This is a genomic window from Pseudomonas sp. W15Feb34, from assembly GCF_023127765.1.
GTDB lineage: Bacteria > Pseudomonadota > Gammaproteobacteria > Pseudomonadales > Pseudomonadaceae > Aquipseudomonas > Aquipseudomonas synxantha_A.
Genome location: NZ_SPKN01000044.1, coordinates 366,725 through 393,134, shown reverse-complemented (window position 1 = coordinate 393,134; position 26,410 = coordinate 366,725). Strand labels below are relative to the sequence as shown.

Genomic DNA, 26,410 nt, shown 5'->3' with positions numbered 1-26,410 from the left:
GGTGAGGCGCCGTGACGTCTCACCCGACAAAGCTCGCGTTTGCTCATGGGGATTCCAATAATGAAAAACCCTTATGCTCCCGCTTTCTGGTGCGTGCTCTTCGCACTGGTATTGTTATCGGCCGCGTATTTCTACGGTGTCATGCTCGCCCATCAACTCGACAAGGCCATGGTGTTCCTGGACAGCGCCTGCCTGGTGATCGGCACCTTGTCCATCGGCGTGGTGGCCTGGGCGTCTTATCAAAACCAGCGAGTGAAGAAAAAGCTCCTCGAACAAGGCAAGACCCGCGTCGCGATCTGGGACACCAAGGTTGCCCTGCGCCGCGTCGAAACCGTATTCGACCGCTATTTCTGGGGCAGCTACTGGCAGCCCGGGCGCACCTTCCAGGAGGTCATGGGCGACCTCACCGGCACGCCGCTGGAAAAAAGCCTCGAAGTCCTGAAAAAGCAGTGCGTGCTGCTGGATCGACAGGTCGCAGACGGTAGGCACTGGCTCGATAACGCGCGGGAATTGTCCGACGTGGCCACGCAAATGGCCCGCGAGCGCTACCAACTGGATTTTTTCGACCCCAAGACCGACACCCCCGGCAATGCCGTGATCCACCGCGAGTTCGAGGTGCTGGTGTACACCTGGACCGCCCGCTTGAAGAGTTTTGATCACCAGTTGGATGAAGTCGAACAGGAGTACTCCTGAACTCCTACGGAACTGATCCCTCTGAAAGGCTGGGCCGTTTGCGCTCGCCAGTGCTAATCTTCCCCCGTTTTCGGCGGGCTTGAGCCAACCCCTTCGGGGTTCAAGGAAGACAGCCCACTTCTCACAGGATTTGATCAGGTCACTTCATGAATAAGCCAGCAGTTGTTTTCTTGGGTTTTGTTGTCGCCATCGGCGCCGTCAGTGCGGGCGGCGCCTGGTACACCGGTAAACAACTGGAGCCGGTCCTGCAAACCGCCATCCAGAACGCCAACAAAGAGTTGCAGACCTCCATGGCCGGCGTCGACGGCAGCGTGGCTCTGGAACTGGTGTCTCTGGACCGTGGCGTGTTCAGCAGCACGGCGCACTATCGCCTCAAGGGCCAGGGCAGCGTGTTCGGTGAAGACAACCCGAACCCTGAGTTGCTGTTCGTCGACCATATCGAGCACGGCCCGCTGCCGTTCTCGCGCCTGGTGACCCTCAAGTGGTTGCCGGTCATGGCCACCAGTCACTACGAACTGGAAAAGAACCCCACCACTGAAAAATGGTTCGCCGCCAGCAAAGACGTGTCGCCGCTCAAAGGCGTGGCGAACATCGGCTACAGCCGTTCGGTCAGCGGCAACATCGAATTGCTGCCGCTGGAGTTCAAGGACGACACCTCCTCGGTGAGCTTCTCTGGCGCCAACCTGGAATTCGACAGCAGCGCCGAAGGCCAGAAGGTCAAGGCTGATGGCTTCATGAACAGCCTCAAGGTCGCGGCGATCGATGCCAATGGCGCACCGTTCGAAGCGGAACTGGCTGGCCTGACTGTTGCCAGCAACCTGGAGAAATCCACCTTTGGCTTCTACACCGGCCAGAACACCGTGGAACTGACCGATACCAAGGTCACCTTCGGCCCGCAGAAAGCCGTGCTGACCCTCAAGGGCTTCGAGCAGAAAGACTCTACCCAAGCCAAGGACAACAACCTGGCCGGTCGCGTCGACTACAAGATCGACGAGATCGGTTATCAGGGCAAACCAGTCGGCTCGGCTGCCATGGCCGTGAGCATGAAGAACGTCGATATCCCGGCGATGCTGGTGCTGACCAAGCTCTACCAGGACAAGATGCAACCGGTGCAAGCCGCGGCCGCCGCTGGCCAACCCGTGCCGGAACTGCAATTGACCGAAGCCGAGCAGGCCCTGGCCGAAGCCAACGTCAACCAGGTACTGGCTGCCAAGCCGCAACTGGCGGTGGAAAACCTGTCGCTTAAAACCACCCACGGCGAAAGCAAGTTCAACCTGGTTGTGGACCTGGCCAAGCCGACGTCCATGGAGCTGCCGCCGGTTGAACTGGGCAAGCAGATGATTGCGCTGCTGGATGCCAACCTGACCCTGTCCAAGCCAATGATCAGCGACGTAGCCGCCCTGCAAGCCCAGGTCGGTGGTGTGACTGACCCCAAAGCCATCGAGCAGCAATCGCAGATGGCGGCCGAGATGGTCAGCGGCATGGCAGTCGGCACGCAACTGGCAACCCTGGTGGGCACCGATGTGGTTTCCAAGCTGCACTACGCCAACAACGAAGTGACCTTCAACGGCCAGAAGATGACCGTTGAGCAGTTCATTGGCTTTGTGATGTCGAAAGTCGGTGCGGTGAGCGGCGCCCAGTAAGCGCTGAAAATGCAGTAAAAAAATGTGGGAGCAGGCTTGTGTGGGAGCTGGCTTGCCTGCGATAGCATCGCCCCGGTCTGGCTGAACGACCGCGGTGCCTGCATCGCGGGCAAGCCCGACTCCCACACAAACCCGGCTCCCACATTCGTTTTGTGTGAGGGCAAAAAATCGCGACCGCACAATTCTGAACAATTGTTCTGAATTGTACTTCCCCCTACTTTGCTAAGAGATAGTTCTTACAGGAAAGCTAGGTCGGGTCCCGAGACGCCGACACCCTGATGCGTTTTGCTCAGGACCATCTATCGTTAGGGCTTTCCGTGTGTAAGGAAGCTCACGATATGCTGCGAAACCTCCCCTACAGTGCTTCAGGCCGGTTGCGTCTGCTTATCGGGGCCGCCCTGTGCAGCCAATTGCTGGTTCCTGGCCTCGCATTTGCCGATCCCGCCTACGATGCCCTGATCATCCAGGCCCGCAACGGTCACTTCACGCCGGCGTTGACGCAACTGCGCCAACTGTCTGCCGAACGCCAAACCCCAGGCCAGGTCAGTGACCACCTGGTGATTGCCGGTTGGGCCGGGCAAGACGACGAAGTGCTCAAGGTGTACGAAGCACAAGGCAAGCACCGCAACCTCACCACCCAGGCACTTGCCACGGTGGCGCGCACCTATCGCAATCAAAAACAATGGGCTCAGGCCGAAGCGGTCTATCGCCAGGCTCTGCTGCGTGAACCGAATAACGTCGACTTGCAACTGGGCCAGGCCCTGACCCAGGCCGATGGCGGCAAGGCCAACGAAGCGGTGCAACGCTTGCGCACGATGGTGGCGGCGCAACCCAATGACCCGAACCGCCGCATGGCCCTGGGTTATGCGCTGACACGCGCCGGCTTGAATTACGACGCCTTGTTCGAGTTCGACCAAGCCTTTATCCGTGCCGGCGACAAACCGGAAGTGGCCCGTGAATACATCGTCGCCCTGCAAAAGGCTCGCTTGCCCGAAGCCGCCCTGCGTCTGTCGGCCAAGCGCCCGGGCCTGGTGGACGCGGTCACCCAGCGCCGCCTGGAAGGCGACCTTGCCGCCGAGCGCGTGCGCATGGCCGAGTTCGCTACGCGTACCGAAAAAGAACGCTACGTCATCGCCGATCGCGCCCTGCAGGATTACGACAAGCTGATCAGCCGCTGGGCTCCGGACGCCACTGCCCACGACGACGTCGTGCGCTGGCGTATCGACCGGCTTGGGGCACTCAAGGCCCGTGCACGCACCGCTGAGGTGATTCGCGAATACGAAGTGCTCACCGCCCAAGGCGTGCAGTTGCCGACCTACGCCGTGCGCTGGGTCGCCGCATCCTACCTCGACCAGCGCCTGCCGGAAAAAGCCGCGCCGCTGTATCGCCAGGCGCTGACTGCAGCGGATGCCGACGTCGGTGATCATGTCAAAGACAGCACCGCCCTGTTCTACGCCTTGTTGGAAAACGATCAGGTGGATGAGGCGCGTGCGGTCGCCACGCAGCTGGCCAGCACCGAGAAACCTCGGGTTGAACTCAAGGGTTTGCCTATCGGCAACCCTAACGACGAATGGATGGACGCCCAGCAATTGGCGGCCCAGGCCGGTACCTATGGCGCCGACCTGAATGCCAGCGAACAAGCGCTGGAAGACCTGGGGAGCAAAGCTCCCGGCAGCATCGGTGTACGTTTGGCCCAGGCAGAAATGTACCGTGCCCGTGATTGGCCAAGACGCGCTGAAGACTCCCTCAAGGAGACCGAAAACCAGAGCCCCCGTGACATCGGGGTGGAAATGTCCCAAGGCTTCACGGCCTTGGACTTGCAGGAATGGCGGCAACTCGACCTGCTCACCGATGACGTCGTCGCCCGTAACCCGGACAACCGCCAGGTACAGCGCCTCAAACGCCTGCGCGACGTGCACGACATGGCCGAAGTGCGGGTGGAAGCCTACACCGGTAAAAGCTTCGGAGGCGGCAACAACCAAGAGGCCGGCGCCGTGTCGGGTAGCCGTGACTGGGGCATAGAAAGCGTGATCTACACCCCACCCATCGACGAGGACTGGCGCCTGTTCGCCGGTGTCGGTTATGGCACTGCCGATTTCGCCGAAGGTACCGGCCATCACCGTTGGCAGCGTGTGGGCGTGGAGCGGCGCACCCGCGACATGACCATCGAAGCCGAAGTGTCCAACCATTCCTATGGCGATGGCGCCAAACAAGGCGCGAGCGTGTCGATCGCCCGCGACATCAACGACCACTGGCAGTACGGCGGCAGCCTTGGCTACCTGCTTAATACCACACCGTTGCGGGCGTTGAATGAAGGTGTCACGGCCAACGGCGGCAGCGGTTTTATCCGCTGGCGCGCCAACGAAAGCCGGGAGTGGAAACTGGCCGTCAGCCCGTCGCATTTCAGCGATGGCAACGACCGCGTCGAAGCCTTGCTCACCGGTCGCGAAGGCATCTACAGCTCGCCAAAAGTGCAAGTAGAGCTGGGCCTGGAAGTCGGTGCCAGCCGCAACAGCAAGGAAGACACGATCTACTTCAACCCCAAGTCCGACTTCAGCGTGTTGCCCACCGTCAACGTCAACCATGTGCTTTATCACCGCTACGAAACCCAGTGGAGTCAGCAGTTCCAGCTCGGTGCGGGTACCTATAGCCAAAAGGATTACTCCACCGGCGGCGTCGGCTTGATCGGGTACGGCCAACGCTTTCGCTGGAATGACGTGCTGGAAGCCGGCGCCAACCTGAGCCTGGTCAGCCGACCTTACGACGGCGAGCGCGAACGCGATTTGCGCCTGCTCCTGGACCTCACTTACCGTTTCTAGAAGAGCCTGACCATGACCCTCCTCAGTCGTTTTTTTCTGGTCCTGGGTGTAATGCTGGCCGCCGCATGCGCCCAGCAACCCGCGCCATTCGTTCCACCTGCCGAGCGCCCGACACTGGCCAGCGAAGCACCATGGCCGAAGAACCATTTCCTGGGCATTGCCTACCACGACGTCTCGGACAACGACCCTGACCAGGCCGTGGTGGCGGTGCGTACCGAGCGCTTGATCGAGCAATTGGCCTGGCTGCGCGAGAACGGTTACCAGGCGGTCAGCGTCGACCAGGTGCTCGCTGCACGCCGTGGCGGGCCGACGCTGCCACCCAAAGCGGTGATGCTCAGCTTCGATGACGGCTATTCCAGCTTCTACACCCGCGTGATGCCGATCCTGCGGGCCTATAATTGGCCGGCCGTGCTGGCGCCGGTGGGCAGTTGGATCGACACGCCGCTGAACCAGCCGGTGGACTTCGCCGGTACGCCACGGGCACGGGGCGACTTCCTGACCTGGCAGCAGATTCGCGAAGTGTCCCGATCGGGCCTGGTGGAAATCGCCGCCCATACCGACGCCAATCACAAAGGCATACTCGCCAATCCCCAGGGCAACCTTGAACCCGCGGCCACCACGCGCCGCTATGATCCGGCGACCGGTCGCTATGAAACCGAAGCGCAGTTCCAGGCGCGGATGCGTACTGACGTAGCAGCCATTTCCAATAAAATTCGTACCGTCACTGGCAAGGCTCCACGGGTATGGGTATGGCCGTATGGCGCGGCCGATGGCACCACCCTGGCGGTGGTCGGTGAACACGGCTATGAGATGGCGCTTACGCTGGACGACGGGTTGGATGATTCCAACAAGCTGATGAACAGCCCGCGCTTTTTGGTGGCCTCCGACCCGGATGGGGAACACTTCGCCAGCAGCATGGTTTCGGTTCAGGCCAAGGCTCCGTTGCGCGTCGTGCATGTGGACCTGGATCACGTCTATGACCCCGACCCGGTCCAACAGGCGCACAACCTCGATGTGCTGGTGCAGCGCATAGTGGACATGGGCGCCGTCACGGTGTTCCTGCAAGCCTACGCCGACCCCAAGGGTGATGGCCTGGTGCATTCGGTGTACTTCCCCAACCGCCACCTGCCGATGCGCGCCGACCTGTTCAACCGCGTTTCCTGGCAGTTGCATACCCGTGCCCACGCCAGCGTGTTTGCGTGGATGCCGGTGCTCAGCTTTGCCCTCGACGCCAAGCTGCCACGCGTGACCCGCTGGGACCCGCAGACCGGCAAGGTTGCTACCGATCCGGATCAATACAAGCGCCTGTCGCCCTTTGATCCGAAAGTGCGGCAGCTCATCGGTGAGATCTACGAAGACCTGGCGCGTACCAGCAACAGTGCCATCGACGGCGTGCTGTATCACGACGATGCGCTGCTAAGCGACTTTGAAGACGCCAGCCCCGCCGCACTCAAGGCCTATGCTGCCCAGGGCTTGCCGGACAATATCGCTGCGCTGCGTGCCGACCCTGCAGTGATGCAGCGTTGGACTCGCTTCAAGAGCCGCTACCTGACCGATTTCACCAACGAGCTGACCGTGAAGGTGCGCGCCATTCGCGGCCCGCAGATCCTCACCGCTCGCAATATCTTCGCCGAGCCGATGCTCAACCCCGGCAGCGAAGCCTGGTTTGCGCAGAACCTTGATGACTTCCTCAAGACCTACGACTGGACGGCGCCCATGGCCATGCCGCTGATGGAAGGCCAGTCGCTGAAAGACTCCAATGCCTGGCTGGAAAAGCTGGTGGCCACGGTCAAGGCACGCCCCGGCGCACTGGAAAAGACCGTCTTCGAACTGCAAGCCAAAGACTGGCGCACCCAGGCCGCGCCGGATATCAGCGCTGAGCAATTGGCAGAGTGGATGGGTGTACTCAAACGCCAGGGCGTCACCAGTTTCGGCTACTACCCGGACAACTTCCTGGAAAACTCCCCGGACTTGAAGACGATACGTCCGGCCCTCTCCAACCAATGGAATCCTTGATCATGTTCGACAGAATCCTGGCTCTATTCGTGTTGGCGCTGGTATTGGGCTTGCCTCTGGGCCTGATCTTCCTGATCACCGGGCAGTTCCTGATGGACTTCGTGTTCTTCTACCCGCTGTTCATGTCGGCGCTGTGGATCGCCGGCGGCCTGTACTTCTGGCTGCACTGGGAGCGCCATTGGCCGTGGGAGGAAGACACCCCGGCGCCGACCCTGGCCGGTAACCCGCTGATTTCGATCATCATCCCTTGCTACAACGAAGGCGATAACGTCGCTGACACCATGGCGGCCGCGTTGGCCCAGGTGTACACAAACATCGAAGTGATCGCGGTCAACGACGGCTCCAGCGACAACACCGCAGCGGTACTCGATGCCCTGGCACTGCAACACCCACGCCTGCGCGTGCTGCACCTGGCGCAGAACCAGGGCAAGGCCGTGGCCCTGCGCATGGGGGCGGTGGCCGCCCGCAGCGAATACCTGGTGTGCATAGACGGCGATGCGTTGCTCGACAAGAACGCGGCGGCCTACATGGTCGCGCCGATGCTCGACAACCCGCGCCTGGGCGCCGTCACCGGCAACCCGCGCATCCGTACCCGCTCCACCCTGATCGGGCGGGTTCAGGTCGGCGAGTTCTCCTCGATCATCGGCTTGATCAAGCGCACCCAGCGGGTGTTCGGACGGATCTTCACGGTCTCGGGTGTGGTGGTGGCGTTTCGCAAGAAGGCGCTGGACCGCATCGACTACTGGAGCACCGACATGATCACCGAAGACATCGATGTCAGTTGGAAGCTGCAACTGGATCATTGGTCGATCTTCTACGAGCCGCGTGCCCTGTGCTGGATCCTCATGCCCGAGACCGTCGGCGGCCTGTGGAAACAGCGCCTGCGCTGGGCCCAGGGCGGCGCCGAAGTGCTGTTCAAGAATATTCGCGGCATCTGGCAATGGCGCCATCGCTACCTGTGGCCGCTGCTGTTCGAATACTGCCTGTCCACCGGTTGGGCCTTCACCTTCCTGCTGTCGGTGATCTTCTGGGCCGTGGGTAAATTCGTCACGCTGCCGGCGGCGATTACCGTGGACTCGTTGGTGCCACCCGCGTTTACCGGCCTGGTGCTGGCGATGGTGTGCCTGCTGCAGTTTGCGGTCAGCATCCTGATCGACCGGCGCTACGAAAAAGACCTGTGGAAAACCCTGTTCTGGACCGTGTGGTACCCGATGGTGTTCTGGCTGGTGAGCCTGTTTACCACCCTGGTCAGCTTTCCCAAGGTGTTGTTCAACCAGCATCAAAAACGCGCACGCTGGGTCAGCCCGGATCGCGGAATTAAACCTGCCGGAGAGGAGGCGTGAGCATGAAACTGGTCAGAACTCGCCAGAGCCCTGTGATGTGGATCATCGATGTGTTGCTGACCCTGCTGGCCTGGGGCGGGCTAGTCTGGCTGCTGGCGCGTGGCATCGGCGCCATGCTCGAAACCCATGGCGGCCCACGCATCGAGGCGCCGATCTTTGCCGCGCTCAACACCTTGCAGATCTACCTGTGGATCGCCTTGTTCAACGCGTTGATCCTGATCGGCTGGGCGCGCTATCAACAGCGCCGCGGCCGCCAGTTTGCCCAGCGCCGCGCAGAGGCCAATGCCCTGAGCGACAAGCACCTGAGTGAAAGCTTCAACCTGGGCGATGGCCACCTGGAGCAGTTTCGCAAACCCGGCGTGCTGGTGATCCACAACGACGAGGAGGGCGGAGTGGAAGACGTGAAGTCCCATGTCTCCCGCGACGTCGAGCGCCCCGGTCTGACCCTGGTGCCCGGGGCCGACAAAGACAAGGGCATTGGCTGACATCCTCAATGCTGCGAGTACACAATGTGGGAGGGGGCTTGCTCCCGATAGCAGAGTGTCAGTCACCAGATATATGACTGACACACCGCTATCGGGAGCAAGCCCCTCCCACATTGGTTATTTCCCACCCCTTAGATTGCAGTGATCCAACCCTCTCCTTGGAATTCCGATAAATGGGATCCAATTCACAAAACCCCCGCGAACTTTTCTCCTTTCCTCGGTACTAACCTAACTCGACGAAACTTGATGGCTAAATAATGGCAATCAAAAAACCCTTCGTCGAATTGCCATCAAAATCGCTGCCACTTGTCGGAATAATCACTTCCGGTGAAAAGGCTTGGCCCTTTTGATGAAAATTTATCTTTATTAATCAATAGCTTGAAGACTATTTCAGCGAGCGACCCAACTTCGCCCGTTTCTAGGCTAGCTGGAAGTTCGATGTTAGTTTCGCGGCCCTTGATTTTCGATGGATCGAACATGTCTTCGTTATTGCCACGGACTCGGTTTCTTCTCTGCACGTTCCTGCTCACCTGCCTGAGCCTGAACAGTGCATCCGCCGCCCCCACGCCTGGCGATCAGGACTTGATCCGCGACCGGCAGAATCGTCTGCTCGAAGAGCAACAGCGGCGTCTGCAGGAACTCCAGGACCTGCCCGGCAAAGCGGAAAAGCCCCAAGCCCCGGCAAGCCCTGCCGACACTCGGTGCTTCCCGATCAAAATCATCGAACTCAAAGGTGCTGACAGCCTGCCGGCGCCCGAGCGCGAGCGCCTGCTCAAGCCCTACATCGGCCAATGCCTGGGCGTGTCGCAGCTTAACGATTTGCTCAAAACCATCACCGACTACTACCTCGGCAAAGGCCGCGTTACCAGCCGTGCCTACCTGCCGCAACAGGACCTTTCCACCGGCCACCTGCAAGTGCTGGTGGTGGAAGGCAAACTCGAAGCCTTGCGCAGCGCCGAAGGCAGCACAGTGACCGACCGCGAACTGGCCATGGCCTTTCCCGGCAAGGTCGGTGAAGCGCTGAACCTGCGCGAGATCGAGCAACTGGTGGACCAGCTCAACCGCCTGCCGTCCAAACAAGCACAGATGGAGCTCACCCCCGGCAAGCAGATCGGCGGTAGCGACGTGGTGGTCAAGAACACCGCGCAAAAGCCCTGGCGCGCCAGCCTGTCGCGCAACAACGACGGGCAGAAAAGCACCGGTGAGCAGCAATGGGGCGCCGGCCTGGAGTGGGACAGCCCACTCGGCCTCGGCGACCAACTGATGCTGCGCGGCGGCCACGACGCCATCAGTGACCACCAGAAAACCTCGAAAAACACCATGCTCTACTACAACGTGCCCTGGGGCTGGTGGAACTTCAGCTACACCTACAGCGAGAGCGACTACCGCACCTACGGCATCGCCGACGGCTTCAAATACAAGCAGGACGGCGACAACCAGAACCACCAACTGCGCGCCGAGCGGGTGATCCATCGCGACGACGTCAGCAAGACCTCGGTCAACGTCGGCCTGGCGCACCTGCGCACCAACAACTACATCCTCGACGTGCGCACCGCACCCAGCAGCAACCGCCTCAGCGAACTGCAACTGGGCGTCAACCACGGGCGGCGCATCGGCAGTGCCTTCGTCAACCTGGACCTGGGCATGCAAAGCGGCATCGGCCTGCTCGACGCCCAGGCCCAAGACGAGCGTGACCCAGCAGGCCGTCGCCAACCGAACTCGCGCTACCGCAAATACACCGCCACGGTCAGCTACCTGCAACCGTTCAGCCTGTGGGGCGAGTCGTTCAGCTTCAGCAGCCTGGCCACCGGGCAGCGCAGTGAAGACCCGCTGTTTTCGCCGCAGCGTATGAGCCTCGGCGGCTCGGCCTCGGTGCGCGGTTTCAAGGACCAATTGCTGACCGGCGACAGCGGCGGCTACTGGCGCAACGAAGTGCGCTGGGCACGCCCGGTGACCCTCGACTGGATGCGCCCGGCCTTCTTCGAATACGGCGCCAGCGTCGGTTACGACCAGGGCGTGATCCGCAACGACCGCTATAACGACAACGTTCATGGCCGGGTGTCCAGCAACTCCCTGGAGCTGTTCGCCCGTGGCAAACACGTGAGCACCAGCGTGACCTTTGCTCATTCGTTAGAAAGACCCGGTGTAGTCACCGAGCGCGAAGCGCCGATCTACTTCCGCATGGATTTTTTCCTGTAATTCAACGCCCCGCTGCATGAGAGCCTGACAATGGATGTTCGCCAATTCGCCTTCCTGGCCCGCCAACCTTCTGCCGCCCTGAAGCGCCGGGACGCGTTCTTCGGCCTGCCCAAGCGCGGGCTGGCGTTGATCCTTGCCAACGCATTGTTCTGGCAGCCGCTGCTGGCCCAGGCCGAGGGCATTGTGGTCAGTGCGCCGGGCACCACCGTGGGTGCGGCGGGCAATGGCGTGCCGGTGGTGAACATCGCCACCCCCAACGGCGCGGGCTTGTCCCATAACCAGTTCAAGGACTACAACGTCGGCCCCAACGGCGTGATCCTCAACAATGGCAACGGCGCCATGGTCAACACCCAACTGGGCGGGATCATTGTCGGCAATCCCAACCTCAAGGGCGGCGCGGCGAACGTCATCCTCAACGAAGTCAACGGCGGCAGCCCCAGCCAGTTGCGCGGCTACACCGAAGTGGCGGGGCAGTCGGCCAAGGTCATCGTGGCCAACCCGTACGGCGTGACGTGCAGCGGTTGCGGCTTTATCAACACCCCCAACGTCACCCTCACCACCGGCAAACCGGTGCTCGACGCAAGCGGCCAGTTGCAGCGCTATGAAGTGGACGGCGGCGCCGTGACCATCGACGGCCAGGGCTTGAACGCCAGCAACGTCGAACGCTTCGACATCATCACCCGCTCGGCCAAGATCAACGCACAAATCAACGCCCGCGAACTCAACGTGATCGCCGGGCGCAACGACGTCGACGCGCAAAGCCTGAAAACCACCGCCCGTGCCGACGACGGCAGCGCCAAGCCCGAGCTGGCGATCGACTCCTCGGCCCTGGGCGGCATGTATGCCGGCGCGATCAAACTGGTAGGTACCGAGGCCGGTGTGGGCGTGAAGCTCGACGGCACCCTGGCCGCCAGTGGTGGCGATATTCAGCTCGACGCCAACGGGCGCCTGAGCATGGCGCAGGCGGCGGCCACCGGTAACGTCAAAGTCACCGCGCAAAACGTCGACCTCACCGATAAGATCTACGCCAACGGCAACGTGCAGGTCACCAGCGCCCAGGCTTTGGTCAACCGCAAGAGCATCGCCGCCGGCCAGCGCATCGAGATCAACGCGGCCAGCGTAAACAACCCCGGCATCATCGAAGCCGGCGTCGCCGCCGATAACAGCCGTAACACCACGGGCGATCTGGTGGTGAACGCGCAAACCGTCACCGCCAGCGGCAACCTGCTGGCCAGCCGTGCACTGGCGATCACCGCCGCGCAGGCGCTGACCAACCAGGGCGCGATCATCCAGGCCAAGACCGTCGAGGTCAGCAGCGCCAAACTCACCAACCAGGGCGCCAGCGCCCGCCTGTTCGGCGAGCAGAGCCTGGCGATCAACTCGCCGGCCATCGTCAACCTCGGCGGCTTGATCCGCTTCGGCGAAGGCCAGGTCGCCACGCTCAACAGCGCATCGCTGGACAACCGCCAGGGCCGTATCGAAATGGCCGGCGGCAGCCTGGTGCTCGCCAGTGCCGATCTGAACAACAGCGGCGGGCAAGTTATCGCCAACGACCTGACGGTCAACGCTGGCAAGCTCAATAACCAGAACGGCGTGCTGGTGGCCAAAACCGCGACCGTCACTGCCAGCAACCTCGACAACAGCCTCAAGGGCTTGATCCAGGCCGACGGTGGCGCACTCAACCTCGCCATTTCCAACACCTTCAACAACAACCAGGGTTTCGCCCAGGCCAGCACCGATCTGAACGTTACTGCCGGTACCCTCAGCAGCAACGCAGGCGGCGTACTGAGCGCCGACACCGGCAAGCTCACCCTCACCGCCGCGCAACAGCTCAACAACGCCCAGGGCCGCTTGCAGGCCGGGCAGGGCGATATCGAACTGCACGCCGCCCACCTGGATAACCAGAGCGGCACGATTGTCGGCAAGCAACTGCTGCTCGACGTGGCCGGCGGCGATATCGACAACCGCGCCGGGCGCGTGTTGGGCGACCACCTCGACGTGCGCGCTTCCGGCCTCGACAACCGCAACGCCGGCCTGCTGGCCGGTGGCGCCCAGGGCGTAAGCCTGCTGCTCAAGGGCCCGGGTCAGTTGCTCAACGCCCAGGGCCGCATTCAGAGCGAGGGCCTGCTGCAGCTGCAAGGCGAGCGCTTCGACAACAGCGCCGGCATCCTGCTGGGGCAGACCGTCGACGTGACCGCGCAGACCTTCAACAACAGCAACAAAGGCGCGCTGGTCAGCGATGGCGGTGATGTGGTGTTCAAGGTCAGCGACCTGCTCACCAACGTCGGTGGCCAGATCGACGCGGGTGAACGCAGCGTGCTGGTCAAGCAACTCACCACCCTCAACAACGACGGCGGCACTCTGCGCGGCAAGCGCCTGGACATCGCCGCCCAGCACCTGAACAACGACAACGGCCAACTGCTGGCCGGCGCCGAAGGCCTGAGCTACAGCGGCCAGGATGTGAGCAACCGCAAGGGCCTGATCCTCAGCGGCGGCGCCCTCACCGAACTGAACACCACCCGCCTGGATAACCAGGGCGGCACCGTGCAGGGCGACAGCCTGACCGTCACCGCGAACAGCGTCGACAACGCCAGCGGCGGCCTGATGGCAAGCCTGGTCGGCAACCTGCAACTCACCGTCGAAGCCCTGGCCAACCGTGGCGGCAAACTGTTCGGCAAAGAACAAGTGACCGTCAGCGGCGCCACCCTCGACAACAGCGCGGGCCAGATCAGCGGCAATCAGATCAACCTGACCTCACGCGACACCCTCACCAACCAGGGCGGTTTGGTCGAAGCCAACCAGGGCCTGGCCCTCACTGGCGGCAACCTCGATAACAGCGCCAACGGCCAACTGCGTGCCCTGGGCGGCGCCAGCAGCCGCGTCAACCTCAGCGGTGCGTTGAACAACCAGAACGGCACCCTCGAATTCGGCAGCCAGGCCTTCAGCCTTGACGCCGCCAGCGTCAACAACCAGAACGGGATGCTGCAACACGCCGGCACCGGCCTGTTCCACCTCAACACCGCCAGCATCGAAGGCAGCCAGGGCAATATCCAGGGCATGGGCAGCGCCGACTGGGCCTTCGGCAACGTCGACGGCCTGGGCCGCGTGCAACTCAACGACGTGCTCACCTACAAGAGCGACCAGGGGCTGGCCCTCAAGGCCGGCGACCGCATGGCCAGCGCCAAGGGCTTGATCCTCAACGTGGCCAGCCTGGACAACGGCGGTGAACTGCTCAGCGACGGTGACATCAGCATCACCACCGGCGATATCACCAACAGCGGCCGCGTCTCGGCCCTGCAAACACTCACCGTCGCCGCCAACAACCTCAGCCAGAACGGCGGCCGCCTGGCCGCAACCAATGCCCGCCTGACCCTGGGCGGCACCCTGGACAACCTCGGCTTCCTCACCGCCCGCCAGCAACTGGACATCGCCGCCGCGCAAATCAACAACCGTGGCACCCTCGGTGCCCAGGGCGCAGTGAACCTCACTGCGGTCAACGGCATTACCAATGCCGCCGACACGCTGCTGTTCAGCGGCGGTGACATGACCCTGCGCAGCAATGGCTTCAGCAACAGCTATGGCGATGTCTACAGCAAAGGCAACCTGAGTTTCGCCGCCCGGGATGGCGGGCGTGCCATGCTGTTCAGCAACCGCTCCGGCACCGTGGAAAGCGAAGGTTCGATCGGCATCAATGCGGGCTTTATCGAAAACGCCAAAGACGAATTCGAACTCGGGCAGACACTGACCACCGGCAGCTTGAGTTGGATCTGTGGCCAGCACTGCGGCGAGAGCGACAACTGGGAACGTGGCGAGATCACCATCTACGAGACGTACCTTGAGGCGGCGACCAAGGACTCGGTAGCGGCGCGCCTGGTGGCGGGCAAAAACATGCTGCTGCAAGGCGACAATGTGCAGAACCGCTACAGCCTGATGGCCGCCAATGGCGACCTGAGCATTACTGCCGGTGACCTGCTCAATCAGGGCGCCGCCACGCGCACGGGCCAGCGCAAGCTTGTCATCGGCACCCCAGGTCACGTCTCCGACGATTTGTTTGAACGCATGCAATATGTCGACGTGCCCGCGTTCAATGCGGCCACGGCGGCCGGGAATTTCGACAAGGCGCGCTTCGAAGAACTCAAAAGCCGCTCGCCCAATAGCCTGCCGTTCGCCTACGCAAGTGACGTCACCACCTGGACCAACAACAGCGGCCCCGGCTACGACGCCACCCTGCAAGCCGGCGGCACGGTCAACCTCAACGTCGCCCGCACCCTGCAAAACGGCACGCTGCACAACAACACCCTGGCGCAGTTGACCGGCACCCTCGGCGACGACCAGACCGGCATCCCCGTCGGTGGCATCAACATCAACCTGAGCAAACACGCCAACGACCCGAGTGCCCAGGCGCCAGGCAGCGTGTTGCCCGTAGTGGGCGTGGCCCCCGGCGGCGGCTTCGTGCCCGTGGACTACACCGGCACCGCCTTCGCCCCGGTCGACCCCACCACCTCGCCGACCTTCCAACTGCCCAAGGGCGAGTACGGCCTGTTCGTCAAAAACGCCGACCCCACCAGCCACTACCTGATCGAGACCAACCCCGAATTCACCTCGGCGTCGGGCTTCTTCAGCTCCGACTACATGCTCGGCAAACTCGGTTTCAATGCCGACAATGCCTGGCGCCGCCTCGGTGACGGCCAGTACGAAACCCGCCTGATCCGCGACGCCGTCCTCGCGCAAACCGGCCAACGCTTCCTCGCCGGCGGCCTGTACAGCGACGCCGACCAGTTCCGCTACCTGATGGACAACGGCCTTGCCAGCAAAGACGCCCTGCGCCTTAGCCTGGGCGTGGCGCTCACCGACCAGCAAGTCGGCGCCCTGACCCACGACATCGTGTGGATGGAAAACCGCGTCATCGACGGCCAGACCGTGCTCGTACCGGTGCTGTACCTGGCCCAGGCCGACTCGCGCAACGTGCGCGGCAACAGCCTCATCCAAGGCCGCGACCTCAACCTGGTCACCGGCGGCGACCTGATCAACGTCGGCACCCTGCGCGCCAGCAACAACCTCTCCGCCATCAGCAGCGGCAGTATCTACACCGGTGGCCTGGTCGAAGCCGGCAACAACCTCAGCCTGCTGGCCCAGGACAGCATCCGCAACGCCATGGCCGGCGAAATCCGCGGCAAGCAAGTCAGCCTCACGGCGCTCAAAGGTGATATCACCAACGAAACCACCGCCATCCAGGTGCGTGACGGCGCCGGTATGCGCACCCTCACCGACACCAGCGCCGGCACCATCGTCGCCCGCGAAAACCTCGCCATCGACGCCGGCCGCGACCTCACCAACCGCGGTGCCCTGGTAGCGGGCAACGACGCGAACTTAACCGCCGGCCGCGACCTCAACCTCATCGCCGCCAGCGACACCAGCGTCAAACACGAGAGCCGCGACGGCGGCGAGAAATCCAGCATCACCACCGACGTCAAAAACCTCGCCGCCAGCGTCACGGCGGGCGGCAACCTCAACATGCAGGCCGGGCAAGACGTCAACATCATCGGCAGCAATGCCACCGCCGGCAAAGACCTCAACATCGCCGCCGGCCGCGACCTCAACGTCGCCTCGGTCAGCGACATGCACAACGTCGAGGGCAAGGAAAAGGACGGCAAAAAACGCATCAAGACCTCGGACGACCAGACCACTCAAGTGGCGAGCGTGCTGACGGCGGGTGGGGATTTTGTCAGCCAGGCTGGGCGTGACACCACGATTGTGGCGAGCAGGATCAGTGCGGGGAATGAGGCTTATCTGTATAGCGGGGATAAGTTGAGTTTGTTGGCGGCTGAGAACAGTACGCATACGTTGTATGACATGAAGGAGAAGGGAAGCTGGGGCGCTAAAAAGGCGCAGATGGATGAAGTGACCCGCACCACCCAGGTAGGGACCGAGATCAAGACAGGTGGCAACCTAGTCCTTAAAAGCGACGGCGACCAGCTGTATCAAGTTGCGAAGCTTAATAGCGGCAAGGACATCATCCTTGATAGCGGTGGTGCAATTGTCTTTGAAGGCGTCAAGGACCTGCACGATGAGAGCCACACTAAGAGCAAAAGCGACCTCTCGTGGTTCAGCGCTAAGGGCAAAGGTAATACAGACGAAACCTTGCGTCAGAGCGAGTTGGTTGCCCAAGGACAGCTTGTCATCAAGGCCGCCGAAGGCATTCGTATCGACGTCAAACAGGTCGATCAGCAGACTGTAAGCCAGACCGTTGATGCGATGGTCAAGGCTGATCCTAATTTGGCCTGGCTCAAGCAAGCTGAGGCACGTGGCGACATTGATTGGCGCCAGGTGAAAGAGATTCACGAGAGCTTCAAGTACGACAACTCGGGGCTGGGTGCCGGTGCCAAGATTGCGATTGCGATCATGATGGCGGCGATTATGGGGCCGGTAGGATTCGGGTTGCAGGGAGCCACCCTTGCGGTGAGCACCAGCCTGAGTACGACGGCAGTCACCAGCACCATCAACAACAAAGGCAATTTGGGTGCAGCGCTTAAGGAAACGGTCAGCGCCAATAGCCTGAAAAGCGCAGCAGTCGCCGGGTTCACGGCGGGGGCTCTTGAGTATGCCGACACCAATTGGTTCGCTGGTGCTGACGGCGCAGGTGCAGGCACAAGTACAAGCACAGTCCAAGGTGTTACCCCGAGTACGGGTTCAACCTTGGCGGTTACGAACTCCTCCAAAGATATTTTCACCTGGACGTCAGCGGGCGATATCGCGCTGCGTACCGGTGGCCGGGCGGTGATCTCTAGCGGAATATCGACGGCCATTCAAGGGGGAAGCTTTGGCGACAACTTCAATGCGGCCTTGTTGGGAGAGGCTGGCAACGTTGCAATGGCTACCGGTTTTAATTGGGTGGGTGATTACGTCACGTTCCCCAATGGCAGCCCTCAAAAGATTATTGCGCACGCTTTGATGGGGGGATTGCTGGCTGAAGCCACAGGTAGCGATTTCAAAACCGGTGCTGCCGCTGCCGGGCTGAATGAGGCACTCATCAATCAGTTGGTGTGGGCTGCTCAAGGCAATGACGACATCACGCTGATGCTTTCACAACTAACAGGCTTGCTAGCGGCAGCGGCTGTCGACGGAGATTTGGACAAGGGCTCTCAGATTGCTCAGAAGGCAACGACGTTTAACTATCTTTACCACGAAGAAGTCGAGGAAATGCTTCGGGAGGTAGATAGCAAGACTACCGAGCAAGAGAAGCGTGAGGTCAGGCAGCGTTATGCGGAACTTGATCAGCGGAGAAATGACGAGTTGGATGCGCTTTGCGCACGCGATCCGCAACGCTGCCGAGGTATTGCTACTTCCTTGGCGAACGATGACCAGAAACTTGTCGATCTGGTAGGTAGGCTTCGATCCGAAAAGCAGGGTGGCGCTGCCTCCGCTGTAGGTTTTGTGATAGGGAACAACCTCGACGCTTCTAGCAAAATTGCAGCAGATATCAGCTCTGCAGGTGGCGGAGCATTGGTTAAACTGGGTGCAGAGGCTATAAAGGCTGGAGTCGGAGTAGCATTGCCGTCTCGCTCTGGGAAAGGGAAAGCTACTCAGGGTGAAACTGCGTCTCCTGACGTACCGTTAGTGTCAAAGGAAATATTAATATCCCGTGGGAAATATGGGGAAGCGGCAGAGCATATTTCAGATGCGCAAAATGCCGGTCATCCTGATGTATTAACAATTGATAGGCCTGGTGCTCCCGGAAACAGAAAGGACTCTATTGGTGGTCTTCCTAAGGTCCCTGGGAAACAGTTAGATGAGTATCCACCGGCAATGTTTAAAGAGGGTGGGACTGGAGCGAGTGTTAGACCCATAAGCCCGAAAGATAATATGGGGGCTGGCGCATGTATAGGTAATGCATGTCGCGGACTGCCCGATGGCGAGAAAGTCAGAATTAAGGTGGTGGACTAATGGCTAGGTTTAGAGAAAGTATATATTTGTCTTATTCGCAATTTTGCGTGTTTTTGAGTTCGCTTGATCAGCCGTATAATGATTGGAGTGATCGTAGTTATGCGCAAGGATTTGCGTGGAGGTTAGGGAGTGTCTCTTTTAGAGCTTTGATTGACGAAGGGGATCATATAATTAGCTTTTTCATTAACGAACAAGTGCCCGCTATAAGCGCAGACGTGGTTCGGGCCTTTAAAGTTCCCTTCTCGGTAATAGATAGAAATATTGAGGTTGGTAGTATTTCGAGTACGGTTCCTCTAGAACTGCCTGAAGGAGATTATTCTCTTCAGGTCGAATTTATAAGACCCTCCTCAAGTGCAGTGTATGAAATAAATGTCCATTTGAATTTAGGGGGCTGCGATTTTGAGGTGTTGAGAGCGGACGTCGAAATTGACGAGCAAGGTGAGTTTGATATCGATGCGGTTCCTGCGGGATAAAATTTCGGAGAAATGGGGGCGGATTTATTTTAATTCGAGATAGCGGTAATAAAGCCTATTAAATAAATCTGTCCCCTTTATTCTTGGATTTTCCCATTTTGTTGTGGTCGACGGCATTACGACCAGAAATGGCATTTCTGTCGTAGCAATTCGTGATCCTCATGGTAAGCAGTATTTTAGCCCCGCGACTACTTTTGAAAAGAATTTTTCAGGTTATGTTGTTGTTCCAAAGGATGCTCTGAAATGAAATTAAGCATTAAGTTTCCCGAGAATTTGTTAACCCACAGCCTGCTCGAGCAAAGGCTGATTCCTTGCATTTGCAAAATTGCAACGGAGTTTGAAATTGAATTTTTGGACCCTTTGCCAGAAGCTGCAGGAACCGTTCTGGAGTGGGATCGTGCAGAACTTGAAAAAAGAGCGATAGGTGGGGTAGGTGGGCAATACTCTCACTATGCACACGGTCGGGTGTCGTTAAAAAAAGTTGATATTGATATCTACCAAATATTGGATCTTGAAATGTTTTATAGGCTTTTTGGATGGTGCAGCATCTTGGAAGATGGCAACTATGCGCCGCCGGGGCAGTTTTGGGATGATGAATAAGTTTAAGAAAAGGGGACTGAAGAAAAGGGACAAGAAAAGAGGGCAGATTTATCTAGACTAGAGTTTAAAGGCTGTTTAGTCCTGAAGCAGGTGTAAACCTATTTCAGGACTAGACAGTCCCCTTTTTTCGTTGATTCGTGACAAAAATATTGGAAGGGATTAAGTCAGAAGCAGTAATCGTGGGTAGTGAAGTTGATAAATGGCTTACGAGGGACTGAAATGAGATATTACTTAATGCGACAAGATGTAACTGTCTGCGATAGGTGGGTGCTCGGAGATGTACATCATGTAGATAACTGGCATTTCAGTGATCCTGCAGTTAATTTTACGGAGCCAGGCACATATACCCTCGATGTAAGGTTCGACGGTAAAGAAGTTGATTATTCCCTCGCTGGATACGCCAGTGTTCCTGTTTTAAGCGAGAGGGCAAAAAATTCGCTCGCCGGTTTGCCAGAGATAGACGAACTTTATCAGCATGTCGTTTTTGAGCCGGTTAAGATAAACAATAAAGTGGTTTGCCAGAGCTATTTTTTGATGATTATAGAAACGCAAATCGATTGCGTGGATGAAAAGCGCTCTCGCTATAAAAAGTTTGAGGTAGATGATCCTGTTAGGCCAGATATGGCCGGCAACTATCGTGCTTTCTACAATTTGGTAGTTGACCCGGGCAGGGTCGGATCAAGTCATATATTTAGACTTAAAAAATATTTGGGTGCGGTCATAGTAAGTGAAGAAGTGAAACGGCGATTTATGGCGGCTGGTGTTGTCGGCGTACTGTTTGATTCTGTTAATGGTGATCAAGAAACCGTTACCTAGTTGTTCAGGTAGTTTGGGGAAGGCGGCGAATTTGTTTAATTCGTGGTGGTAGTGCAAAGACCATTGATTAAATCTGCCCCCCTTTTGTTGTATTTAATTACATAGGGGCGATTTGTGTCGGACAAACAAGTATATGAGCTAACGATTGATGATCTTGATAGCTATAGCGTTTGGTTTTTTCCGATGGACGACACCGTGGAGGATGAATCAACTGTACGCCCCCTCGCCGAACAGGAAACGTGCTCAGATTTTCAGATTATCGTTCGAACTGATTTTCTTGGTGAAAGTGGCGCTGTGTATCGCGGTTATTTATATTGGGACTCCAATGCCGTAATTGAATACGTAAAGCCTTTTATATTGTCTGATAAGGGGGGCACAGTAAATTTTTGGAGCGGTATAGTAACTCCCGCGTGGGAAAGTTCGGAGTTCGCCGGTTTGATTAGATCCGAGTTGCCTATTTCTTATGCCTCAGAACCGGTTTTCGGTCTTCCTTCCATTTGCGGAAAGCTGGAGGGACTTTATTATCTTTCTGATGATCAGGTGTGCTGTGTTAAATGACGCGAGAAAAGGGGGTGCTGATTTATTTAAATTTGCGCTGGGAGCTATTAAATAAATCTGTCCCCTTTTGTTAGAATCGTCAAGACACACCAACGGCTGAAACAATCAAAGTCGACAGCAGTAAGCCAGTCAAAGGATCGCCTGAGTACGAAATGCTCAACAATCCAGAAGCACGTATGCCCAACCAGCGTTATGAGCTGGACAACGGCACTACTTTTGTAACCGACAGTAGAGGTCTAGTCGAAGAGCTCACGTTCACCCCGGTTGATATCAAGGTTCCACGGGACGCGAGGCAAACTGCTGCTGGGAAGACCGGTAGAGAAACTGATGTAGGCGGACACGCACAAGCGTGTAGTCAGGGTGGGACATGCGATGGTTACAACTTGTTCGCCCAAGATCAGAATTTCAATAGCTCAGCGTATAAGGTATTTTACGAACACAAAATCAAGAGCGCTTTGAACGATCCAAATAAAGTAGTAGGACCGACAACTATAAAATTTAATCGCGAAGATCCTCGATCGTTGCGCCCAGATACGTTGGATGTTACTTATATAATCGATGGAAAGCGTCAAACTGTTCGATTTGAAAATGAAGCTCGCAGAATACCGGAGCATAAAGAATGATTACCAAAGATATAGAAATTGTTAAAAGTATATTTGAATTGCTTCAGTCAGGAATTGTTGAAGATTATGATGCCTTCAGGTATGAGACTGAGGTGTGCGATGGATACATGGTTGAAGAAATCTCCATTGAGAAAAATGGCGTGGTAAATGAGCAGCCGCAAACTGATTTCAATGGTGCTGTTTTGTATCGATTAATTAAGGAGTTGAAGGCTAGCGCAGCATCGCGGGGTGAGAACTGGAGTTCTTTTGTGATGAGTTACGATGTTGGTGGGCAAGTAAAGACGAATTTCGTTTATCCGTGAGTAAAAGTGTGAAATTAATTTTTGAGTGTGATTGATTGTCCATTTGATTTGTGTCAAGGAGGGTTATATAAAAGGGGTGGGTTTATTTGAATTTGTAAAGATAGTAGAAAAAAGCAAATTTAATAAGTTCGCCCTGAATGGCACTTCCTTAACAGCTAACCAGCTGATATGAATAAAGAAAAATGAAAAAAGGCCGTCCTTGGTCTACGGTGATAGTTGCGAACACACACCACTCGAACAAGGACAGCCCGCGTGAATCGTAGACGTCAAATCGTCAGGTATCAACAGCAGCGCATTCAGCAGCCCGCCAAAAACAGCAACGCCCATGCATTCTTTAAGCTGCTAGCCGATCCGGCGCTGCTACAGCGTGTCGAGTCAGTGATTCCCAAGCATCGTCAACGCTTGTTCCCGCCGACTGAAACGCTGTCGATGTTTCTGGCCCAGGCCATGAATGCCGACCGTTCTTGTCAGAAGGCCGTGAATGATTTTTAGCAGAAAAGGGGACAGGTTTATTTAAATTAGGAGGAAGCAGATAAGGGGACCGGTTTATTTGGTGGATTGCTCACGCACAAAGCGGGCGACACAAAGGCCGCCCGATTTTCACTCAGGACGGATCGGCATTCAGCCTGCGACTGATGACATCCAGCAAGTCACACCCATCGCGCAGCGGAATGGCCAGCAAATGGGCGAAGTCTGAAAGTACTACGGCATCGCTGCTGAGTTGTTCGCGAAAGGCCAGGTTTTCCAGCAGTTGGGTGACGGCCCGAATGCGGTGCACGGCGGCGTCGTGAAGGACGTCGAGAGGTGCCTGGGTGTCGATGATCAGGGCTGGGACGGTGCAGTCGTGGCCGGTGAGGGGGATGTATCGATTCATCATTAAGCTCTCTATTGATTATTGAGGGCTCGTTCTTCGGGTCGCCAAACCCGGTCGCTTTTTGAGCGACGGCCGGACTATAAGCCGCACCACCAAGCCCGCGCAAGGCATCAAAATGCCGCTGCTTCGGAGCGTGCCCGCAGCCGCTAACGTCTTGCCACCTATTGCCTACATACTGCCCACGAACAAACGCACTACGACCACGCAAATCCGAAAGCCTCACCCCAAACATTAAAGGACCAATGTGAAAAACCTCCTCCTCATTCTCTTCGCCACCCTCATCCTCGCCGGTTGCGTCAGCCACCCCCTCACCCCCGAAAACCGCGCGCAGATCAACACCGTCAAAGTCCTGCCCGTGAAGTGGGAAAAGAACATGGTGTACTTCGGCCGTGAACAAGCCTGGGGCGCGGCCCTGGGTGCCGGGGTTGGCGCCGGTGTTGGCATGGCCAGCGGGGCGTCCAAGCTGGGTACTGCGGCGTTGAGTGGCGCCGGGTTTGCCGCGGGCATGAAGCTCGGGCAGTTGGCCGAGATGCCGACGCCGGTGGCTATTCTGACGGTGATGGAGGCGGAAAAACTCGATGTAGGCGTGTTGCTCAAGCAGGGCTTTGTCGATGAGTTGGGTAAGACTTCGACGCTCAAGGTGGTCGGCGACGATGAGCCCGCCGATGCGCAGATTCAGCTGACCGTGTCCGAGTGGGGTTTTCGCCTGACCCAGGGTTTCAGCAGTGTGATTTATCCGACCCTTAACGTGTTAGCGCAGATGGATCGCGGCGATGAGATGATCTGGCGCACCTTTGAAGCGGTTACGCCGTTTAATGGTCAGAACGTTTATGGCTATACGCCGTTAACCTACCGCACGGACCCTGAAGCTTTGCGCCGGGCGTTGACCGGGATTACGCAGATTTCTGCGCAGTACCTGGTGAAGGAGCTCAAGTAGGGCTGTGCGAAGGCTGGCGGCTGTTGGTGGGCGGGCTTGGACTAATGCCAGTCAGGGTTAAGCGCAGTTCCCCTGTGGGAGCGGGCTTGCCCGCGAAGGCGGTGTATCAGTCGCTGCATCTGTTGCTGCACTATCGCTTTCGCAGGCAAGCCAGCTCCCACATTGGATCTTCGTTGCTTTGAGTATTGCGGTCGGCAGTCATACGGCCGAAACAACTTGAGAACCGCTCTCAACCCCGTAAAATGCCGCAGCCGTTGCATCACCGTCTTTCAGGGAAGAATTCAGGCCAGCGCGTTTTCAGGCTGCCTAACTCCTTGGAAAACCCGGCAACGCTGATTTTCTCACCCAAGGAGCACCCTGTGAAGACACTGTCCAAAATCCTGCTGTCGGGCCTCACCGCCGCGGCGCTGTTGACCGTGGCCGGTTGCGCCACCGAGAGCAACCGCGCGATGCCGGTGGAGCAAGTCGCCAGCGCCCACGTGGCCTATTCCGGCGTGCGTGTGCCGATTGCCGTGGGTAAGTTCGATAACCGCTCCAGCTACATGCGCGGCATCTTCTCCGATGGCGTCGACCGTCTCGGCGGCCAGGCCAAGACCATCCTTATCACCCACTTGCAGCAGACCAACCGCTTCAGCGTGCTGGACCGCGACAACATGGGCGAAATCTCCCAGGAAGCCAAAATCAAAGGCACCGTGCAGAAGCTCAAGGGCGCTGACTATGTGGTGACTGGCGATGTGACCGAATTCGGCCGCAAGGAAACCGGCGACCGCCAGCTGTTCGGCATCCTCGGCCGTGGCAAGACCCAAGTGGCCTACGCCAAAGTCGCGTTGAATATCGTCAACATCAACACCTCCGAAGTGGTGTATTCCACCCAGGGCGCCGGTGAGTACGCGCTGTCCAACCGTGAAGTGATCGGCTTCGGCGGCACCGCCAGCTATGACTCCACCCTCAATGGCAAGGTGCTGGACCTGGCCATGCGCGAAGCGATCAACCGCCTGGTCGACGGCATCAACGCCGGCGCCTGGAACCCGCGTAACTGATCAGCCACACCACAAGGAGCAGTACACGGATGAGCAAGGCAGTGAAGTTGGCGCTGACGCTGACAGCAATCGCAACGGTAACCGGGTGCCAGACGGCGCCCCAGCCCCTGTATCAATGGGAAAGCTACCAGCCTCAGGTTTACGAGTACTTCAAGGGCGAACCCAAGGAAGCGCAGGTGGAAGCACTGGAGCGCGATCTGCAGAAGATCAACGCCAGTGGCCGCAAGGCCCCGCCGGGTTACCACGCGCACCTGGGCATGCTGTACATGAACATGGGCAAGGATGACCAGATGGTGCAGGAGTTTCGCACCGAGAAGGCCCTGTTCCCTGAGTCCGCTGCATACATGGACTTTCTGTTGAAAAACGCCAAAGCCGGAGTCGCCACCAAATGAGCCTGTTAAAACTCACCGGCGCCTTGCTGGCCCTGGCGTTGCTCGGCGGTTGCGCCGCGCCCAAGACAGTTGATTATTCGGCGTACAAACAGGCGCGGCCCAAGTCGATCCTGGTATTGCCGCCTATCAATGAATCGCCGGAAGTGCAGGCGTCCTACAGCCTGGTGTCGCAAGTCACCTACCCACTGGCCGAAGCCGGCTACTACGTGTTGCCGATTGCCCTGGTGGACGAAACCTTCCGCCAGAACGGCCTGACCACCGCCAACGATATCCAGGCCGTACAGCCGGCCAAACTGCATGACATCTTTGGTGCGGACGCGGCGCTGTACATCACCATCAGCGAGTACGGCACCCAGTACATGCTGATCTCCAGCGACACCTCGGTGACTGCCTCGGCCAAACTGGTGGACCTGCGCACCGGCACCACCTTGTGGACCGGTTCGGCGCGGGCGTCGAGCGAGGAGGGCAACAACAACGGTGGCGGCCTGGTGGGCATGCTGATCACGGCGGCGGTCAAGCAGGTGATCAACAGCTCTACCGATGCGGCGCATCCGATTGCCGGTATCACCAGTGCGCGCCTGCTGTCGGCGGGGCAACGCACCGGGCTTCTGTACGGGCCGCGTAATCCCAAGTACGGCACGGACTGAACCGCG

19 protein-coding genes and 1 pseudogene are annotated in these 26,410 nt (G+C 58.6%); 19 read left to right on the top strand and 1 reads right to left on the bottom strand.

What is annotated here, in order from left to right:
- Positions 1-60 precede the first annotated feature (60 nt).
- From E4O97_RS21750 to E4O97_RS21680, 15 genes and pseudogenes are all read left to right on the top strand, one after another.
- Entirely contained in the window at positions 61-693 is a 633-nt protein-coding gene (locus E4O97_RS21750; RefSeq protein ID WP_248162221.1) for an NADH:ubiquinone oxidoreductase subunit N, read from the top strand.
- 146 nt (positions 694-839) lie between these two features.
- Positions 840-2,336 carry a YdgA family protein gene (locus tag E4O97_RS21745; RefSeq protein WP_032878495.1) on the top strand — a complete coding sequence of 499 codons (1,497 nt, stop codon included), beginning with the start codon at positions 840-842 and terminating at the stop codon, positions 2,334-2,336.
- Positions 2,337-2,674: 338 nt separating this feature from the next.
- Positions 2,675-5,155: a poly-beta-1,6 N-acetyl-D-glucosamine export porin PgaA gene (gene pgaA / locus E4O97_RS21740; RefSeq protein ID WP_216090542.1), complete on the top strand. Its 2,481-nt coding sequence runs from the start codon at positions 2,675-2,677 to the stop codon at positions 5,153-5,155.
- A 12-nt stretch (positions 5,156-5,167) separates the two neighbouring features.
- Positions 5,168-7,171, top strand: a complete 2,004-nt coding sequence (gene pgaB / locus E4O97_RS21735; RefSeq protein ID WP_248133315.1) for a poly-beta-1,6-N-acetyl-D-glucosamine N-deacetylase PgaB — start codon at positions 5,168-5,170, stop codon at positions 7,169-7,171.
- Between the two features lie 2 nt (positions 7,172-7,173).
- Positions 7,174-8,514, top strand: a complete 1,341-nt coding sequence (gene pgaC, locus E4O97_RS21730; protein WP_032878491.1) for a poly-beta-1,6-N-acetyl-D-glucosamine synthase — start codon at positions 7,174-7,176, stop codon at positions 8,512-8,514.
- A gap of 2 nt (positions 8,515-8,516) precedes the next feature.
- Positions 8,517-8,999 carry a poly-beta-1,6-N-acetyl-D-glucosamine biosynthesis protein PgaD gene (gene pgaD, locus E4O97_RS21725; protein WP_078819978.1) on the top strand — a complete coding sequence of 161 codons (483 nt, stop codon included), beginning with the start codon at positions 8,517-8,519 and terminating at the stop codon, positions 8,997-8,999.
- A gap of 477 nt (positions 9,000-9,476) precedes the next feature.
- Positions 9,477-11,198 carry a ShlB/FhaC/HecB family hemolysin secretion/activation protein gene (locus E4O97_RS21720; protein ID WP_248162220.1) on the top strand — a complete coding sequence of 574 codons (1,722 nt, stop codon included), beginning with the start codon at positions 9,477-9,479 and terminating at the stop codon, positions 11,196-11,198.
- A 30-nt stretch (positions 11,199-11,228) separates the two neighbouring features.
- Positions 11,229-19,142: a DUF637 domain-containing protein gene (locus E4O97_RS21715; protein ID WP_248162219.1), complete on the top strand. Its 7,914-nt coding sequence runs from the start codon at positions 11,229-11,231 to the stop codon at positions 19,140-19,142.
- On the top strand, positions 19,142-19,615 hold the full coding sequence (gene comJ, locus E4O97_RS21710) for a competence protein ComJ (RefSeq protein ID WP_116666376.1): 474 nt from the start codon (positions 19,142-19,144) through the stop codon (positions 19,613-19,615). Before E4O97_RS21715 ends, comJ begins: the two co-directional genes overlap by 1 nt.
- Positions 19,616-19,858: 243 nt before the next feature.
- Positions 19,859-20,215, top strand: coding sequence for a hypothetical protein (locus E4O97_RS21705; RefSeq protein ID WP_003187492.1), 357 nt, complete (start codon positions 19,859-19,861; stop codon positions 20,213-20,215).
- Positions 20,216-20,449: 234 nt separating this feature from the next.
- Positions 20,450-21,031: a DUF1629 domain-containing protein gene (locus E4O97_RS21700; RefSeq protein WP_248162218.1), complete on the top strand. Its 582-nt coding sequence runs from the start codon at positions 20,450-20,452 to the stop codon at positions 21,029-21,031.
- Between the two features lie 114 nt (positions 21,032-21,145).
- Positions 21,146-21,589, top strand: a complete 444-nt coding sequence (locus tag E4O97_RS21695) for a hypothetical protein (protein ID WP_248162217.1) — start codon at positions 21,146-21,148, stop codon at positions 21,587-21,589.
- 152 nt (positions 21,590-21,741) lie between these two features.
- A complete protein-coding gene (locus E4O97_RS21690; protein ID WP_128876260.1) occupies positions 21,742-22,212 on the top strand; it encodes a DNA/RNA non-specific endonuclease in 471 nt (156 codons plus the stop codon).
- On the top strand, positions 22,209-22,514 hold the full coding sequence (locus tag E4O97_RS21685; protein ID WP_122482199.1) for a hypothetical protein: 306 nt from the start codon (positions 22,209-22,211) through the stop codon (positions 22,512-22,514). Before E4O97_RS21690 ends, E4O97_RS21685 begins: the two co-directional genes overlap by 4 nt.
- Before the next feature lie 252 nt (positions 22,515-22,766).
- Positions 22,767-23,003, top strand: a pseudogene (locus tag E4O97_RS21680) (IS4 family transposase); the annotation flags it as partial.
- Positions 23,004-23,118: 115 nt separating this feature from the next.
- On the opposite strand, the gene E4O97_RS21675 reads toward E4O97_RS21680, so the two are convergent.
- Positions 23,119-23,376, bottom strand: a complete 258-nt coding sequence (locus tag E4O97_RS21675; RefSeq protein WP_005783616.1) for a hypothetical protein — start codon at positions 23,374-23,376, stop codon at positions 23,119-23,121.
- Between the two features lie 256 nt (positions 23,377-23,632).
- Between E4O97_RS21675 and E4O97_RS21670 the strand changes: the two genes are divergently transcribed.
- The 4 genes from E4O97_RS21670 (at position 23,633) to E4O97_RS21655 (ending at position 26,404) form a co-directional block, all read left to right on the top strand.
- Positions 23,633-24,325: a hypothetical protein gene (locus E4O97_RS21670; RefSeq protein WP_216090549.1), complete on the top strand. Its 693-nt coding sequence runs from the start codon at positions 23,633-23,635 to the stop codon at positions 24,323-24,325.
- 359 nt (positions 24,326-24,684) lie between these two features.
- Positions 24,685-25,365, top strand: a complete 681-nt coding sequence (locus E4O97_RS21665) for a CsgG/HfaB family protein (RefSeq protein ID WP_005783620.1) — start codon at positions 24,685-24,687, stop codon at positions 25,363-25,365.
- 29 nt (positions 25,366-25,394) lie between these two features.
- Positions 25,395-25,757 (top strand): DUF4810 domain-containing protein, encoded by a 363-nt coding sequence (locus E4O97_RS21660; protein WP_248133311.1) that lies wholly within the window; start codon positions 25,395-25,397, stop codon positions 25,755-25,757.
- Positions 25,754-26,404: a DUF799 domain-containing protein gene (locus tag E4O97_RS21655; protein ID WP_043049149.1), complete on the top strand. Its 651-nt coding sequence runs from the start codon at positions 25,754-25,756 to the stop codon at positions 26,402-26,404. Before E4O97_RS21660 ends, E4O97_RS21655 begins: the two co-directional genes overlap by 4 nt.
- Positions 26,405-26,410 lie beyond the last annotated feature (6 nt).

What these genes read in the sequence shown, in the direction of transcription:
- E4O97_RS21750 (WP_248162221.1), top strand. Translation starts at nt 61, where the DNA reads ATGAAAAACCCTTATGCTCCCGCTTTCTGGTGCGTGCTCTTCGCACTG.
- E4O97_RS21745 (WP_032878495.1), top strand. Translation starts at nt 840, where the DNA reads ATGAATAAGCCAGCAGTTGTTTTCTTGGGTTTTGTTGTCGCCATCGGC.
- pgaA (WP_216090542.1), top strand. Translation starts at nt 2,675, where the DNA reads ATGCTGCGAAACCTCCCCTACAGTGCTTCAGGCCGGTTGCGTCTGCTT.
- pgaB (WP_248133315.1), top strand. Translation starts at nt 5,168, where the DNA reads ATGACCCTCCTCAGTCGTTTTTTTCTGGTCCTGGGTGTAATGCTGGCC.
- pgaC (WP_032878491.1), top strand. Translation starts at nt 7,174, where the DNA reads ATGTTCGACAGAATCCTGGCTCTATTCGTGTTGGCGCTGGTATTGGGC.
- pgaD (WP_078819978.1), top strand. Translation starts at nt 8,517, where the DNA reads ATGAAACTGGTCAGAACTCGCCAGAGCCCTGTGATGTGGATCATCGAT.
- E4O97_RS21720 (WP_248162220.1), top strand. Translation starts at nt 9,477, where the DNA reads ATGTCTTCGTTATTGCCACGGACTCGGTTTCTTCTCTGCACGTTCCTG.
- E4O97_RS21715 (WP_248162219.1), top strand. Translation starts at nt 11,229, where the DNA reads ATGGATGTTCGCCAATTCGCCTTCCTGGCCCGCCAACCTTCTGCCGCC.
- comJ (WP_116666376.1), top strand. Translation starts at nt 19,142, where the DNA reads ATGGCTAGGTTTAGAGAAAGTATATATTTGTCTTATTCGCAATTTTGC.
- E4O97_RS21705 (WP_003187492.1), top strand. Translation starts at nt 19,859, where the DNA reads ATGAAATTAAGCATTAAGTTTCCCGAGAATTTGTTAACCCACAGCCTG.
- E4O97_RS21700 (WP_248162218.1), top strand. Translation starts at nt 20,450, where the DNA reads ATGCGACAAGATGTAACTGTCTGCGATAGGTGGGTGCTCGGAGATGTA.
- E4O97_RS21690 (WP_128876260.1), top strand. Translation starts at nt 21,742, where the DNA reads ATGCTCAACAATCCAGAAGCACGTATGCCCAACCAGCGTTATGAGCTG.
- E4O97_RS21685 (WP_122482199.1), top strand. Translation starts at nt 22,209, where the DNA reads ATGATTACCAAAGATATAGAAATTGTTAAAAGTATATTTGAATTGCTT.
- E4O97_RS21660 (WP_248133311.1), top strand. Translation starts at nt 25,395, where the DNA reads ATGAGCAAGGCAGTGAAGTTGGCGCTGACGCTGACAGCAATCGCAACG.
- E4O97_RS21655 (WP_043049149.1), top strand. Translation starts at nt 25,754, where the DNA reads ATGAGCCTGTTAAAACTCACCGGCGCCTTGCTGGCCCTGGCGTTGCTC.